This window comes from Actomonas aquatica, assembly GCF_019679435.2.
Lineage (GTDB): Bacteria > Verrucomicrobiota > Verrucomicrobiia > Opitutales > Opitutaceae > Actomonas > Actomonas aquatica.
Map to the genome: position 1 here is coordinate 4,063,824 of NZ_CP139781.1, position 16,136 is coordinate 4,079,959.

The following is a 16,136-nucleotide window of genomic DNA, read 5'->3' on the forward strand; positions in this document are numbered from 1 at the left end:
TCAGGGGTGCGTCGCCCCTGGTCCCAGCTTCTTCTTACCATCGTGTCCGTTTTGGCGGCTGCGGCGGGTCTGCATGGCCAGGTTTTGACGGAGAGTTTCACGGGCACCTCGGCTTCCGGCTGGGTCTTTTCGGGCACCAATTACACGCCGGTGCTCACGGCCTCGCAGGGCATTGATACCGCGGGTGATGGTTGGCTGCGACTCACCTCGAATGGCAACAACCAGGCGACCAGCGCCTATTACGATTCTGCCTTCAACGCCGCCGGTGCCACGGTGTATGCATCTTTTCAATACGCGACGTGGGGTGGCAGCGGCGCTGACGGCATCACTTTCTTCCTTTTTGACGGGGCGCAGTCCTTTGTGGTCGGCGCGGACGGCGGCTCGATGGGTTACGCGCAGAAGACCGGCGTGGATGGTCTGGCGGGCGGCTACATCGGCGTCGCCATCGACGAGTTTGGTAACTACTCCAACCCGACCGAAGGCCGTATCGGCGGTATCGGATTCACGCCCGATTCCATCGCGGTGCGCGGTTCGGAAGCTTCCGGTTACGCCTACCTCGGCGGCAGCGGCACCCTTTCGACTTCGATCGATACGCCCGGGGTCGGCTCGCGTCCCGTGGTCTACAACCAAGTGCAAGTTCTCCTCAACGCGACCAACCAGCTCACGGTCACGCTCCAGCAGGGCGGCACCTCCCCGCAGACGATTCTCCAGATGGACCTCTCGGCCTACGAGCGCCCCGAGACCTTGAAGCTCGGCTTCACTGCCGGCACCGGTGGCTCCACCAACTACCACGAGATTCGTAACATCGACGCCTCCACCATCGGCGCGAGCCTCTGGTCCAACAATCTCGGCACCTCCAACTGGGACTCGAACAACAACTGGGATCCGACCGTCACCCCGGGCAATGGCGAAGACATTCTCTTCGACAACACCCACGTCTCCACCGCGCAGACGATCGATACCTACGCCGACCGCAATGTCCGCTCGATCACCTTCGACGCCCCGTTCGACTACACGCTCAACAATAACACGCTCACGTTCGACAACGGTGGCGTGGCGGGCTTCTCCGGCATCGCGGCCACCCAGACCCACGGCTCTGGTAACCACACCATCAATTCCGACCTCGTCGCCGACAACGACATCTACATCCGCAACACCAACAGCGGCGACCTCACCCTCAACGGTGACCTCACCACCGGCGGCAACACCGTGACCTTCGATGGCACGGGCGACACCTTCGCCACCGGCGCCATCACCGGCTCCGGCGACCTCATCAAGAACGACGGCGGCTCCCTCACCCTCTCGGGCTCCAGCACCTACTCCGGTGGCACCGCGCTCAACAACGGCACGCTCAACGCCGACTCCTCCACGGCCCTCGGCACCGGCACCGTCACGATGTCCGGCGGCACCCTCGCTTCCACCAACGGCTCCACGGTCGGCAACGCCATCACCCTCACCGGCGACGCCGCCATGGATGGCTTCGGCACCACCGGCACGCTCACGCAGTCCGGCGGCAGCTACACCCTCGGCCTCGCCGACTCCACCCTCGGCAACGTCAACCTCTCCAACAACAACACCGGCCGCACCCTCACCACCGAGGTAATCGGCACGAGTGAGATCACCGGCACCATAGCCAACGGCGGCACCAGCGCGGGCAACCTCACCAAAACCGGCGCGGGTGAACTCATCCTCTCCGGCGCCAACACCTACACCGGCACCACCACTATCTCTGAGGGCACGGTCACGCTCGGCGGCAACGACCGCCTGCACAACGCGTCCGATCTCGTCATGGGCGCCGGCGCCAGCCTCAACCTCAACGGCTACTCCGAGCGCATCGACAACCTCACCGGCGGCGACGGTGCCTCCATCAATTACGGCACGCCGGGTGGCGCCAATACCTTCATGTTCGACAACTACACCGCTCCCGGCAGCGGCGTGCTTGTCATCAACAATTGGGAGCAGGGCACCGACGCCCTCGCCACCACCGTCAACAGCCAGAACGTCAGCACCATCTACCTCTCGGGCTACGGCGTCGCGACCTACACCGGCTCCACCACGTCCTACGACTCCGCCACCGGCTACTTGCTCGGTGCCGCCGCCGTCACCGAAAAAGAGTGGGACGGCAGCTCGAGCAGCACCTGGAGCACCAACTCCAACTGGACCTCCTCCGGCGAACCGACCTCCACCCAAGTCGCGCTCTTCGACGACCTCGGTCTCGGTCGTCTCGATGTTGATCTCAACACGTCCTACACGCTCGCCGGTATTCGCTTTGGTGAGAACGCCACGTCCACTTACCGCATCGCCAACACAGCCTCCGACATCACCCTCGCCGGCACCGTCCCCTACATTCAGCAGCAGAGCGACGTCACCCAGGAACTCTACTTCGACGACCTCTTCCTGCGGAACAACACCGTCGTCGACATCACCGGCGCAGGTGACCTCGTGCTCAACGCCGACATCAAAGAGACCAACGGTTCCTTCGCCCTCATCAAAGACGGCACCGGCGACGGCAAGCTGATCATCAACAACAATTACAACAGCTACACCGGCGGCCTCTACATCAACAACGGTATCGTGCAGATCCAATACGGCACCGCCCTCGGCACGGGCTCGGCCCAGGGTCACATCGCCGACGGCGGCGCCCTCGAACTCTCCAACTCCGGCACCACCACCAACACCATCAACGTCGCCGGCACCGGCGTCGACAACGGTGGCGCCATCCACAACGTCGCGGCGACCAACACCCTTTCCGGCACGATCAACCAGACCGCCGACACTCGCATCGCCGCCGACGCGGGCACCACGCTTAACCTCACCGGCAACGTCACCGGCTCCGGCACCGACACCACCTTCGCGGGCCCCGGCACCATCAACGTCTCCCAGATCACCACCGGCTCCGGCACGGTCACCGTCGAGTCCGGCACCGTCGCCTACACCGGCGGCACCGCCAACACCTACACCGGCGTCACCACCGTCGCCTCCGGTGCGAACCTGGACCTCAACAAAACCGCCGGCGTCAACGCCATCGGCTCGGGCGGCCTCGTCGTCAACAGCGGCACCGTCACCCTCCAACAGAACAACCAGATCGCCGACTCTGCCTCCGTCACCCTCAACGGCACCGGCACCCTCGATCTCAACGAGCGCACCGAGACCATCAACCGTCTCAATACCAATGCCGGCAGCACGGTCGACCTCGGCACCGCCGGCGGCCTCACCCTCAGCGCCGGTTCGGTCACCAACTCCACCCTCACCGGCAACCTCGTCGGTGGCTCCAGCTCGACCCTCAATGTCGCCGGTCTGAGCAACGTCTACATCACGCAGAACAACACCAGCTTCACTGGCACCACCAACGTCCAGGCCGGCACGCTCAACATCTCCGCCAACGAAGCCGTCGGCACCGGCGCGATCAACGTCTCCTCCGGCGGCAACTTCCAGATCCAGGGCGGCCTCGACATCGACAACACCGTCACCCTCAACGGCACCGGCACCGGCGGCAACGGCGCCCTGCAAAACTTCACCGGCAGCAACACCCTTTCCGGTTCCGTCGTGCTCGGCTCCAACGCCCGCGTCGAAACCAACACCGGCACGCTCACCCTCTCCGGCACCGTCACCGGCAGCGGCAACATCCTCACCGTCGGCGGCACCGCCAACACCGTGATCTCCGGCACCCTCGCCAACGGCAGCGGTGGTCTCACCAAGGACGAGTCCGGCACGCTCACCCTCTCCGGCGCCAACACCTACACCGGCGCCACCACCGTCTCCGGCGGCACCCTCATCGCCGCCAACGACAACGCCCTCGGCACCGCCGCCACCGGCACCACCGTCGATAGCGCCGGCACCCTCGCGCTCACCAACAACATCACCATCGCCAGCGAGGCCCTCACCAACAACGGCCTGCTCGACAACGCCTCCGGCACCAACGAATACGCTGGCGTCATCTCCGGCACCGGCGACGTGCAGGTCTCCAGCGGCCAACTCACTCTCTCCGGCACCAACACCTTCTCCGGCGACGTCATTGTCACCTCCGGCACCACCCTCGTCGCCACCTCCGACGACGCCCTCGGTTCCGGCGGCGGCAACACCTCGGTCCTCTCCGGCGGCACCCTCGAACTCTCCGGCGGCATCGATTCCGATACCGAAAACATGATCTACCTCGCCGGCACCGGCAACGGTGGCGCGGGCGCCGTCCTCAGCTCCTCCGGCGACAACATCCTCGACGCCCCCTTCACCCTCACCGGTGACGCCACCATCTCCGCCACCGCTGACACCCTCACGCTCGGCACCCAGGGCACCTCCCCGATCTTCGACCTCGACGGCTACGACCTCACCCTCAACACCGACGGCGGCGACATCATCTTTGAGGCCGACTTCACCGACGCTGGTGACGTCTACAAGACCGGCTCCGGCACGCTCTCCCTCAACCACTCCGAGGCCTACCCGGCCATCCTCTCGCCCGACACCGACTTCTACTTCCAGGACGGCACCACCATCCTCAACACCTACAACAACGAAGACACCGGCATCCTCGGCGACTTCACCGTGGGTGATGGCATCGGCGCCGCCGGTTCCGCGCTCTTCCAGCAGGGCCACACCGAGAGCGGCAACGGCTACCTCTTTAACAACCTCATCTCCGACTCCTCCAACGTCACCATAAACTCCGACGGTTATTGGGACCTGCAGGGCTACAAGGAGATCGTGAACAACGTCACCATGAACGGAGGCACCATCGAGGCGATGAACGGCTCCGGCACGGGCGACCGTCTGGACATCATCGGCACCCTCACGGCCTCCGGCGGCACCACCTCCACCATCGAGGGCCGCCTCGGCATGAACAACGACACCGCCAAGTCCATCGTCGTCGACGCCGGTGCCACCCTCGACATCAACGCCGTCCTCTCCAACGGCGGCTTCAACAAGACCGGCGACGGCACCCTCGAACTCTCCGGCGCCAACACCTTCACTGGCACCGCCCTCATCTCCGACGGTATCGTGCGGGTCGATAACGACACCGGCCTTGGCGCGGTCTCGGGCGACACCCGGGTCCTCTCCGGCGGCCAACTCCAACTTGATGCCGTCACCATCGGCGCCGAGTCCCTGCAGATCGCCGGCAGCGGCCACAACAACGACGGCACCGGCGCCCTCCGCGCTCTCACCGGCACCACCAACACCTGGGGCGGCAGCGTGCTCATGACCGCCAACGCCGAGATCCAAACCGACGCCGGGGCCAACCTCACCGTCAACGGCGGCATCACCGGTTCCGGCCGCACCCTCACGGTCGACTCCATCGGCGACACCACCTTCAACGGCGCCAACACCTTTAACACCCTCAACAAGACCGGCGGCGGCACCCTCACCGTCACCAACAGCAACACCTACGCCACCGCCAATGTCACCGAAGGCACCTTCGCCCTCGGCAACTCCAACATCCTCTCCGATACGATGGATGTGAACCTCGGCGCGGCCGGCACCTTCAACGTCGGTTCCTTCACCGAGGTCATCGACGACCTCACCGGTAGCGGCACCCTCACCATCGCCTCGGGCGGCGACCTCACCATCGACAAGATCGGCGGCAGCCTCTCCGGCGGCACCCCGACCGGTGCCTTTACCGGCGTGCTCGATGTCGACGGCATCATGACCCTCAACGGCGGCACGATCGGCGCGGCCGACGGTACTGGCTCCACCGGCACCATGATCCTCACGGCCGGCAACACCCTCAACATCGTCGATGACTTCAACTTCGGCGGCACCCTCGAGCTGGCCGACAACACCACGCTCAATCTCGTCAACAACGGCACCACCTTCGACGTCGGCACCCTACGCGTCACCGGCGACAGCGTGATCGACTTTGGCGGCACCGATATCGCCACCCTCAACATCGGCACCCTCGAAATCGACATCGGCGGCACCATCTTCGCCACCAGCTGGAACAGCTTCTACGACCTCTGGACCGCCACCAACTTCAGCGGCGCGACCCTCGACGAGCGCGGCGCCACCACGGCGCAGATCACCTTCGATGGCTTCACGTCGTCCGACACCATTTGGCTCACCTACGACTACGGCGCCAACGAGATCACCGTCCCCGAGCCCAGCACCTACGGTGCGATCCTCATGGGCGCCGCCCTCGCCGGTTGGTTCTGGCGCAAGCGCCGCAAGGCCAAGACCGCCGCCACCACCACCGCCTAAAGGTAGGGGCGGACCCCGCCTGAGGCGGGCAAGCGCCGGGCCGATCGCACCCAGCCGGCCCGAACAGTGTCGGGCCGCTGCGATGTTTCGGTCGAGTTCGGGATACAGGTAAGAGCTTACGACTCCGTCGCGTCCTTTTTCGCAGTGCTCAGCTTCAGCGGCACGTAGAGCGGACACCAGCGCAACACCGCCGTGAAGAGCGGCACCAGGCCGATGAGGCCCCACAGGCTTTCGAAGTAAAACCCCGCGCCGAGAGCGGCGAGGCCAAGAATGATACGGGCGATACGATCGGCGGATCCAACGTTGCAGGTCATGTTGAGTAGGGGATGGAGGGTTGGGTGGTTTGGGATGAGTGTTCGGAGAACCCGCCCATCCTACCCGCGACGCCCGTCGCCTTCAGTGACTTAGTCACACAAGCCGCGCAGCGCCTCGGTTTCTCGCACCCGTAATCGACCGCGCCCGGCTTCCACCCAGCCCACCGCCACCCATTGCGCGAGCGTTCGACTCACCACTTCGCGCGCCGTGCCGAGTTCATCGGCCAGCACCTGATGCGTCGCACGCACTTCGCCGTCCGCGTCAACATCGCGCAACAGCAACGCCGCCAAGCGCGCATCGACGCGCCGAAACGACACCGCTTCCAACTTGCCCAACACCGCCGCCAGCCGCGTTCCGAAAAGCCGAAACACGTAGCCGCGCCACCATGCGCTCTCATCCATCCAGCGGCGAAACACCGCCGCCGGCACCGCCCAGCCTTGCGTGTCCTGTTCCACCACCGCCTGTGCCGGAAACGCCACCTCGCCCAAAATGCACGACGCGGTGAGCAGACAACTCTCGCCCGGGGCGATGTGATAAAGCGTCGACTCCCGCCCCTCCTCGCTCAGCTGGTAAACCCGCACCGCGCCACGTTCGACAAACACGATCTGGTTGCACCGATCTCCCGGCCAGAACACCTGCGCCGCCGCCGGCAGTTTCACGCGCTGCGCCGCCGCGACAAATGCCGCGACCTCGGCGGGCGGGGCCTCTCGTAGCCAGGCCGGCGGTGGGTTCACGTCGCCGACTCCCCTTCCCGCAACAGCGTCTCCAACACCGTGATCAACCGCGCCCGCAAGGGCTCGCCCCGGGCGCTGAATTCGCGTTGTCGTCGCTCGTATTCGCTGCGCCCGGCGGGCGTCTCGATCATGATCGGCTCATAGCCGAGGTGACGCAGGTCATACGGACTCGCCCGCATGTCGATCTCGCGAATGTCGCGCGCCAGCACGAAGCAATCGGCCACGAGCTCCGACGGCGCATACGGCGCCAGTTTGTAGGCCCACTTGTAGAGGTCCATGTTCGCGTGCAGACAGCCGCGCTGCTCCAGTGCGATCGCCGTTTCCCGCGTCGGCTGATGCCGGTTCAGCGGCCGCGCTGGCGCGGTGAAGAACCGAAACGCGTCGAAGTGCGAACAGCAGCCGGAGCCCTGTTCCACGATGCGGGCAATCTCGTCGGGCGGAAACCGCAGCGGGTGCGCGTTGTGCCGCACTTCCTCGGGCGATTGCCGGTAAACCATCGCCCACTCGTGCCAGCCGAAACAGCCAAAGAACGCCGGGCGCGTCGCAGTCGTGGTCAGAAACGCATGCAGCCAGCGCACAAAACCGCGCCGCTTTTCGGGCAACGCCTCCGGGGCCACCCGCACACCGTCACCAGATTCCTGATACTCAGGCCACCGCAGATACTCCCGCGCGGTCTCGCCCGCCAGCACCACGCCGGGCCCCGGATGCCACCGCCGCAGCCATGCCGGGCGGAAGGAGTAGTAGTTGAATAGAAAATCCTCCACCGGGTGTTTCTCGCCGCGCGCCGCGCGCTCGCGATGGCCGCCCACCAGTGCATCCACCCGCGCCTCGTGCGCACGCCGTCGCGCCTGCCAAGCAGGTTCGTCGAGCACGGTCGTCGTGTTGTCGGTGGCGATCACGTCGGCCAGCAAACGCCCGCCAACCGTCCCGCGTCAAGGGGCCGTAGCGACCGGCGTCAGCGCGTCGCGGCGGGCGAGGCCGAGGGCGTTGAGCCGGGAGGCGAGGGTGGTGGGTTTGACGCCGAGCAATTCAGCGGCGCCGCCGGGGCCGCGCACGCGGCCGTGAGCGCGTTTCATCGCCAGGGCAAGGTTGCGTCGTTCGAGCGCGCGCAGTTCGGCGACTGTGAGCGGCATCACCGCTTCGTCTTGATCGTGCGGTGTGGCGGTGACTGGGGCGGCACCGGTGTCGGTGCCCAATAATTCGCCGAACCGCATCGGGCCGCCGCGCGCCAGGATCGCGGCGCGTTCGACCAGGTTCTGCAGTTCGCGCACGTTGCCCGGCCAGGCGTAGTTCTGCAGCCGTGCCACTTCGGCGGTGGGCAGTTGCGCGCCCGGCAACTTGAGTCGTCGAGTCGCGCTGGCCGCGAAGTAGGCGGCGAGCAACGGGATGTCCGAGCGGCGTTTGCGCAACGGTGGGAGCGTGAGCGGGAAGACGCGCAGGCGGTAATACAGGTCGGCGCGAAACCGACCGGCCGCGACCTCGGCCTCCAGGTCGCGGTGCGTCGCGGCGACGATGCGCACATCGACCGTTTGCGTGCGGTCGTCGCCGACGCGCTCGATTTCCCGCTCCTGCAGCACCCGCAGGAGTTTGGCCTGCGCGGCGAGCGGCATATCGCCGATCTCGTCGAGAAAGAGCGTGCCGCCGTCGGCCAATTGAAAGCGGCCCACCCGGTCGCGGATGGCGCCGGAAAACGCGCCTTTCACATGGCCAAACATCTCGCTCTCAAACAGCGCTTCGGGGATCGCACTGCAGTTGACTTTGATGAGCGCCCGGGCGCGGCGCGGACTCCGGTCGTGCAGCACGCGAGCGACCATCTCCTTGCCGGTGCCGCTTTCGCCAAGCACGAGCACACTGGCGTCCGTCGGCGCGACGAGCGCGATCTGTTCCAGCACGCGGCGCAGCGCGGTGGAGTTGCCCACGATCTCGCCGCCGGAAAAGGTCTGCCGCACTTCATCCTGCAGGTAGCGATTCTCGGCTTCGGTGCGCGCCTGCAGGCGTTCGATTTCGGCAAAGGCGCGGGCGTTGGAGAGGGTCACGGCAACATGGTCGGCGAAGATGCGCAGCCACTTAAAATGCGCGTCACCGTGCAGGTGCCGGTCAAACATTTCGAGCACGCCGAGGGTCTCGCCGCGGAACACCAGCGGTTGGGCGGCGTAGGTGCGTAGCCGTTCGCGCCGGGCCCAAGCCTGGTCGATGATCCAGGCCTCCTTGCCGTTCAGGCCGAGCTCGCGGTAGGGCCGACCGGTCGAGGCCACCCGGCCGACTTGCGGCAGGTTGAGCGGCATCCGGTTGAAGCCATCCGTCTCGCCGGAGAGGTCGGTGTCGGGCGTGAGGGAGTTGCCGTGGCCGGCGGAGAGGTGCAGGCAGCTCGTCTGGTCGCGGCAACGTTCGCGCCAGCGACAGGTGGCACATCGATCACCCGGACCGGGCAGCCAGATGCGCACCAGCGCCACCGCATCACAGCGCGCCAAGCCGGTGACGACAGCTGTGGGCACATCGGCCGGATCCCGGGCCGAGGCGATCTCCAACATGAGCGAGGGCAGCGTTTCCAAATTCATAGGCAGGCGACGTAGAATCGTTGGCAACCAACGATCTTTCGTAGAGCGACGAAAACTCGTCGATATTCCGGCGCGGAGCCGTGGAGGTGTAACGTGTTGGAGGGTGGTATGTTAAATTCTCACAACCGGAGTTGGCACGAGGGGTGTTAAGAGCTCTGCCGACGCCGGGGCCCACGCTGCGGCGCCATCCATCCACTAACCAACCAACCTCTGTATTCAAAAAATGAACACTCGTTTATCCTCCCTCTTCGCCTTGGCGATCCTCCTCGTGGCGCCGTTGTTCGGCCAGTCGGCCGTCAATGTCGCCGGTGCCAGCAATGTCGCCGTCAACGGCTACGACACGGTGGCCTTCTTCACCGAATCCAAGCCGGTCCACGGCTCGCTCGACTACTCGGCCGAGTATCAAGGGGCGACCTACTACTTCGCCAACGCGAAGCATCAGAAGCTCTTCAAGGCCAACCCCGAGCGTTACGCCCCGCAGTGCGGTGGCTACTGTGCCTACGGTGCGTCCCTCGGCTACATCCTGCCGGTCGATGTGAACACCTGGGTCATCGTCGACGACAAGCTCTACCTGAACCTGAACCCCGACATTGCCAAGGCCTTCGGTGAAGACCTGAGCGGCAACATCGCCAAGGCGCAGGCCAAGTGGCCGGAGCTCGCCAAGAGCGCCCGCTGATCTCCCCGAAGTATCCTGTAAACAGATACGATCGTGGACGACCTGCTGGCCGAGATTGACCGTTGCACGCGTTGTGCGGCCCGGTTGCCGCACCCGCCGCGACCGGTCGTCTCGGCCCATCCGGCGTCCCGGATTCTGATCATCGGCCAGGCCCCCGGACGGCTGGTGCATGCCTCCGGGGTGCCGTGGCAGGATCGCAGTGGCGATCGCTTGCGCGAATGGCTCGGTGTCGATGCAGCGACATTTTATGATCCGCGCAACTTCGCCCTCATGCCGATGGGCTTTTGTTTTCCCGGGTCCGGCCCGCGCGGCGACCTGCCGCCCCGACCCGAGTGTGCGCCGCTATGGCACCAGCGACTGCGGGCGGCGCTGACCGAGGTGAAGCTCACGCTGTTGGTTGGCCGCCATGCGCTGGCTCATTACCTACCGGTGGCAAAAAGTAGTTCCTTGGCGGATACGGTGAAGACTCACGCCTGTTCAGGAGCGCGCGATGTGTTTGCCCTGCCGCATCCGTCGCCGCGCAACCGCGTATGGCTGGCCCACAACCCGTGGTTCGCCGCGGAGGTGGTGCCGAAGCTGCAGGTCCGGGTAGCCGCGGAATTGGCGCGCTGAGGGTCGGTTGAAGCCGGACCCTACGGGATGCGTTGCAGCAGACGTTGCACGCCGAGAATGGGTGCGTCGGTCACCGGCGTGAGGGGCAGCGGCGAGCGCGACGCGAGCGCGGAGAGCACCGCGGGATGGGTGAGAATGGGGCCGCTGAGACCGGCGGGAATCGCATCGAGAGGTGTCGCCACAAACAGTCGGGTCGCCACATGGATGGCGAGGTCGAGCAAGCCTTTGGCCGACTCGAGCACGAGTTGGCGGGCGGTGGGGTCGCCTTCGGAGGCAAGGTGCAGGACGGCGGGCGCGAGCGCGGCGATGCGTTTGTTGGGCTCGTCGCCTTGGTAGAAATGGCGGGTGAGCGCGGCGGCATCGGCGTCGTTGCCCAGTTCGCCATGGCTGCGCACGATGGGACCAAGGCGGGTGGCGGGTGACCAGCCCTGCAGTTCGAGCAGCCCTTGAGCGATGGCGCGCCGACCCAAGTCGTAGCCGCTGCCGGGATCCCCAAAACGCCAGCCCAGCCCACCGGCGTAATGCACTGAACCATCGGGACCGCGCGCGGCGACAAAGGAGCCGGTGCCCCCGTGCAAGACGATGCCAGGTTGGCCGCCGGTCGCGAGTTCCAGGACGGGTAGGGAATCGTCGGCGGTGTGGACGGTGCCGAAGTCCTGCAGCTCCGCCGCCAATTCCCGCCAAAAGGCTGGCGCGCCCGCCATGTAGAGGTGCGTGTGGGTGACAGTGCCGCGGTGGATTTCACCGAGGGCCGTCAGCAACACCGCCCGCGCCTGATCGGGACCCACGGCGTTGGGATTGCAACCCGGCGCAACCTGTCGCGCGACCACCTTGCCCTGCTCATCCACCAGAATGAGTTCGGTCTTGGTCCCCCCGCCGTCGACGCCGATGCGATAGGTGCTGTTGTTGTTGCCCACGGAACACACGGAATACCCGGACAGCTCCCAACGCAGTCCCAAAATGAACCGGTGTCTATTCTTGCGAAAGCGTCGCGAGCCAATCGGCGCAGCGGGCGGTCCAGCCTTGGAGGTGGCCTTTGCCGATGGCGAGGGCGAAGCCGTGTCCACCGGTTGGATACAGGTGCATCTCGGCGGACACGCCGTGGGCGATGAGCGCACGGTAGAAACGCAGGCTGTTCTCGACCGGCACCGCGTCGTCGTCGCTGGCGTGCAGCAGAAAAGTGGGCGGGGTGTCGGCGGTGACCTGGAGGTCGTTGGAGTAGTGTTCGATCAACTCCGTGGTGGGTGCTTCGCCGAGGAGGTTGGTGCGACTGCCGCCGTGGGTGACGCCGTCCTCCATGCTGATCACCGGATAAATTAGGATCGCGAAGTCGGGACGGCTGCTCAGGCGATCGACCGGGTCGGCGGCTCCCGGGTCACCGGCGTCAAAGTGAGTCGCCGCCGTCGAGGCGAGGTGGCCGCCGGCGGAGAAGCCCATGATGCCGACCTTGGTCGGATCGATGCCCCATTCGGCGGCATGGGCGCGGGTGAGGCGGATGGCGCGCTGCGCGTCGAGCAGCGGTGACAGCCAGGGCTTCACGTTGCTGACGTCCTCGGGCGTGCGGTATTTGAGCACGATGGCGGTGACGCCGATGCTGTTAAGCCAGTTGGCGGTGTCGGTGCCTTCCCAGTCGTAGGCCAGGCCCCAGTATCCACCGCCTGGGCACACGATGACGGCCTGACCGTTGGCGGCGCCGACCGACGGGCGCCGCACCTCGATGGTCGGGTGCTGCACCTGGTAATACCAAAAGATGGTGTCCCGCAGCTCGCCGACTTCAACGAGCTCAGAGGTTTGGTGGTTGGGTGGCGTGCCTTCCCAGAGCGGAAGGACTTGGGGGGTGCCGGTGGCAGAAAGAGCGAGGGTGGTGGCCATGATGAAGGGGATTAACAGACGGCGCATGGGGGAGACAGTGGATCGGCGGGTTGGGATGCACAATGCCGCAAGTGCGCCGCAAGGGTGGCTTGCGGAAGCGATCGCGGAATGGCATTGAGATCCACCATGCGAATATGGCTCCGATGGTGGGTGGTTTTGGTGGTGGTAGGAGGGGGCCTGTTCGCTCAAGGAGCTTCTTCCGAGGGTGAGATCTGGCAGGAGCTGGAAACGGTTTTTGCGCGGGATCGGGAGACGGATCGGAATGATGGCGCTGGCCGGCGCAAGATTTTCGAAGCTTATGCCCGCTTGGCGGAGCAGGGGGTGGCGGCGGCATCGTGGCGACTGGGTCAGATGTGGGAGGAGGGTGACGGTGGGGCGGTGGATACCGTGAAAGCGCGGGAGTGTTATGCCGCAGCTGTCGACGCGGGACTAGCCGCAGCAAATTTTAATCGCGGGTTGTTGGCCCTGCAGGGATTGGGTGAGGGGCGGGATGTCGCCGTGGGCGTAGCCCATATCACAGCAGCGGCGGAGTCCGGTTACGTGCCGGCGCAACGGGTGTTGGCCCGCATTCATGCGGACGACCGATTTGGGGTGGAGGACCCGACGAAGGCTTTGCGTTGGGCGCGTGAGGCGGCGGCGCAGGATGATGCGGCAGGACAGGTGCAGGTGGGCGATCTGGTCACGCAGGGAATCGGGATCGAGCGCGACGTGCTCTTGGCGCGCGATTGGTATCAGTTGTCGGCCGAGCAGGACTACGGAGACGCCATGCTGATGATGGGGAAGAGTCTCATCGATAGCGGTGATCCGTTGATCGGGATGCAGTGGTTGGAACTGGCTGGCAGTGCGGGTAATTTGGATGCCGCGTTTTTGACGGCGGTGGTCGGCATGCGCATCGGCCGCGACGAGGTGGCCAAGGATGATCCCACGGCTAACGCCGTGGTGCAGGCTTTGCTTTTGGGTGCTTTTCAGACCTTGGCGGAAAAGGGGCAGGGGCAGGCGATTGAAGTAGTGGAGTTGGTTGCGGCAGGGGACAGTTTGTTTGAGGCCGTGGAGTATGTGATGGAGACGTCCCACACCGAGCGCATGCGACGTCGTTTCGAGTTGGCTGCCCGGCGCACGGTGGAGACTCCGAATGGCACGATCGAACCGCCGAAGATCATTCACATCACCGAAATTGAGATACCGGTGATTGCGGAGTTGGGCGAAGTGACCGGGGAGGCGCAGGTGAAGATGACGATCAATTTTCAGGGCAAGGTGATCGCCGTGGATCTCATGAATCCGTTGCACCCCGCGTTGGAGGCGGCGGTGCGCAAGGCGGTGCTGCAGTGGAGGTTTGAGCCGGCCAAAATCAACGGGGAACCGATGGCGGTGCAGACCACCTTCACCGTGTCGCTGCAGCACTCGCGGCTGAAGTCGCTCGGTGGTGGGGTCGAAGAACAGCTGTAAGGAGCGCGTGGGTCGCTCGGTCGCGACGCGGCTAGACGGTGGCCGGGGTCACCGTCCCCGGCTACAGCAGGACGCCTCGCCGGAGGATCGCCGCTTCAGCCGATGAGTTTGGAGAGGCGGGTGCGGTATTTTTTGGAAAGCGCGATGTTGGCTTCCATGCCGCCGGGCAGGTTTTGGCTGCGCACCACGGGCAACTCATGGCCATTGTCGCGGAGCCAGGTCATGGTTTCGAGGGCGAGCAGGTTGAGCAGGGTGGCGCCAATGAGCGTTGAGGTGGGGCCGGCCATTTGGCCCTCCGCGACTTCGACGATGGCGTCGCCGGAAACGCCGAGGTTGTCCAAGACGTGGTCGGCCACGGCGTGCAGGTTCTGGCCGCCGGGATGGACCGTTTTGGCGGTGCTGCTCATGGCCACCGAGGTGAGGCCGATGACGGTGAGTCCGCGGGCTTTGGCGGCGAGGGCGACTTCGATGGGAGAGGCGTTTTTGCCCGAGTTGGAAATGACGATGATGACTTCGCCGGCGTGCAGGCCGTGGGTGTTGTGGTAACGCTCGGCGAGGCGGGTGCCGTAACCGACGACGTTTTCCGAAAAGCCCATGCCGGGATCGAAGACGCCCGAGACGGGCATGAGGCCGCCCGCGCGGCCGATGATCTCGCGGCCGATGATCTCAGAATGGCCGCTGCCGAAGGTGTGCAACACGCCGCCGTCGGCGATCGATTGGCCGATGAGGGCGCCGCAGGTTTTGAGCGTGGCGGCGTTGGTTTCGCGGGCGCGCTGGAGGAGCGCGGTGGCGGTTTCGAAATAAGAATCTGCGGGGGAAGACATGGGAAAAGCTGAAACGCTGAAATGGGGTTAGTGCTCCCAGCGGCCGTAGACGCCGCAGGGGAGGGTTTTGCCGTCGGCTTCGATGGGCAGGCCGACTTCGCCGCTGGTGATGGTGCCGCCGAGCCGTTTTTGGTGGGCGAGTTCGGCGAGCAGGTTGCCGACCACGGTGGGCGAGAGGCGGGCGGTGTAGGCGTTGATGAGGAAAAAGACGGGTTGGTCGGAGAGCAGCTTGCCGCACTCGTCGAGCAGTTCCCAGAGGTGGCTCTCGAGTTTCCACATTTCGCCGCCGCTGCCGCGCCCGTAGGTGGGCGGATCCATGATGATGGCGTCGTAGGTGCGACCGCGGCGGATCTCGCGACGGACAAATTTGAGGCAGTCGTCGACGATGTAGCGGATGGGGGCGTCGGCCAGGCCGCTGAGGGCAGCGTTCTCACGGCACCATTTCACCATGCCTTCGGCGGCGTCGACGTGGCAGACGTTGGCGCCGGCTTTGGCCGCAGCACAGGTGGCGCCGCCGGTGTAGCCGAAGAGGTTGAGCACGTTTACTTCCCGACCGGCGGCGCGGGCGGTTTTGATGCGTTCGGTGCACCACTCCCAGTTGACCGCCTGCTCCGGGAAGAGGCCGGTGTGTTTGAAGGAGGTGGGCGAGATGCGAAAACGCAGGCCCAGCGAGTCGTAGTCGAGGTGCCAGGAGTCGGGTAATTTCGTGTTAAACTCCCACTTGCCGCCGCCCCGGTCGCTGCGGTGGTAGTAGCCGTCCCAGTCGGTCCATTTCGGGCCGGCGCGGCGTGGCCAAATCACCTGCGGGTCGGGTCTTACGAGGGTCACCTTGCCCCAGCGCTCCATTTTCATGCCCGCACCCGCGTCCAGCAGACGGTAGTGTCGCCACTGGTTCGCGATTGCCATTGAGGGGGCG

At 65.5% G+C, this 16,136-nt stretch carries 12 protein-coding genes; 4 read left to right on the forward strand and 8 right to left on the reverse strand.

Going from position 1 to position 16,136, the window contains the following annotated elements; translation table 11 throughout:
* The first annotated feature begins 42 nt into the window (after positions 1-42).
* A complete protein-coding gene (locus tag K1X11_RS15435) occupies positions 43-6,183 on the forward strand; it encodes an autotransporter-associated beta strand repeat-containing protein (RefSeq protein ID WP_221031135.1) in 6,141 nt (2,046 codons plus the stop codon).
* Between the two features lie 116 nt (positions 6,184-6,299).
* Here K1X11_RS15435 and K1X11_RS15440 read toward each other — a convergent pair whose 3' ends face one another.
* The 4 genes from K1X11_RS15440 to K1X11_RS15455 all read right to left on the reverse strand — a co-directional run bounded on the left by K1X11_RS15440 (position 6,300) and on the right by K1X11_RS15455 (position 9,790).
* On the reverse strand, positions 6,300-6,497 hold the full coding sequence (locus tag K1X11_RS15440; RefSeq protein ID WP_221031136.1) for a YgaP family membrane protein: 198 nt from the start codon (positions 6,495-6,497) through the stop codon (positions 6,300-6,302).
* 90 nt (positions 6,498-6,587) lie between these two features.
* Complete coding sequence (locus K1X11_RS15445) at positions 6,588-7,232, reverse strand: Crp/Fnr family transcriptional regulator (RefSeq protein ID WP_221031137.1); 645 nt, start codon at positions 7,230-7,232, stop codon at positions 6,588-6,590.
* The gene (locus K1X11_RS15450; protein WP_221031138.1) at positions 7,229-8,131 is read right to left on the reverse strand and encodes a 3-methyladenine DNA glycosylase; all 903 of its coding nucleotides are present in this window, start codon (positions 8,129-8,131) and stop codon (positions 7,229-7,231) included. Before K1X11_RS15450 ends, K1X11_RS15445 begins: the two co-directional genes overlap by 4 nt.
* 33 nt (positions 8,132-8,164) lie before the next feature.
* A complete protein-coding gene (locus K1X11_RS15455; RefSeq protein ID WP_221031139.1) occupies positions 8,165-9,790 on the reverse strand; it encodes a sigma-54-dependent Fis family transcriptional regulator in 1,626 nt (541 codons plus the stop codon).
* A gap of 223 nt (positions 9,791-10,013) precedes the next feature.
* Here K1X11_RS15455 and K1X11_RS15460 point away from each other — a divergent pair, with 223 nt between their 5' ends.
* Entirely contained in the window at positions 10,014-10,466 is a 453-nt protein-coding gene (locus tag K1X11_RS15460; protein ID WP_221031140.1) for a YHS domain-containing (seleno)protein, read from the forward strand.
* A 33-nt stretch (positions 10,467-10,499) separates the two neighbouring features.
* Positions 10,500-11,078, forward strand: coding sequence for a uracil-DNA glycosylase family protein (locus K1X11_RS15465; protein WP_221031141.1), 579 nt, complete (start codon positions 10,500-10,502; stop codon positions 11,076-11,078).
* A gap of 20 nt (positions 11,079-11,098) precedes the next feature.
* Here K1X11_RS15465 and K1X11_RS15470 read toward each other — a convergent pair whose 3' ends face one another.
* Complete coding sequence (locus K1X11_RS15470; protein ID WP_324726005.1) at positions 11,099-12,004, reverse strand: N-acetylglucosamine kinase; 906 nt, start codon at positions 12,002-12,004, stop codon at positions 11,099-11,101.
* 46 nt (positions 12,005-12,050) lie between these two features.
* On the reverse strand, positions 12,051-12,977 hold the full coding sequence (locus tag K1X11_RS15475; RefSeq protein ID WP_221031143.1) for an alpha/beta hydrolase: 927 nt from the start codon (positions 12,975-12,977) through the stop codon (positions 12,051-12,053).
* A gap of 99 nt (positions 12,978-13,076) precedes the next feature.
* On the opposite strand from K1X11_RS15475, the gene K1X11_RS15480 reads away from it, so the two are divergent.
* The gene (locus tag K1X11_RS15480; protein WP_221031144.1) at positions 13,077-14,396 is read left to right on the forward strand and encodes a TonB family protein; all 1,320 of its coding nucleotides are present in this window, start codon (positions 13,077-13,079) and stop codon (positions 14,394-14,396) included.
* Positions 14,397-14,491: 95 nt separating this feature from the next.
* Here the strand turns inward: K1X11_RS15480 and K1X11_RS15485 are convergent, their stop codons facing one another.
* Positions 14,492-15,220: a sugar isomerase domain-containing protein gene (locus K1X11_RS15485; RefSeq protein WP_221031145.1), complete on the reverse strand. Its 729-nt coding sequence runs from the start codon at positions 15,218-15,220 to the stop codon at positions 14,492-14,494.
* Between the two features lie 27 nt (positions 15,221-15,247).
* Complete coding sequence (locus tag K1X11_RS15490) at positions 15,248-16,126, reverse strand: class I SAM-dependent methyltransferase (protein WP_225919455.1); 879 nt, start codon at positions 16,124-16,126, stop codon at positions 15,248-15,250.
* Positions 16,127-16,136 lie beyond the last annotated feature (10 nt).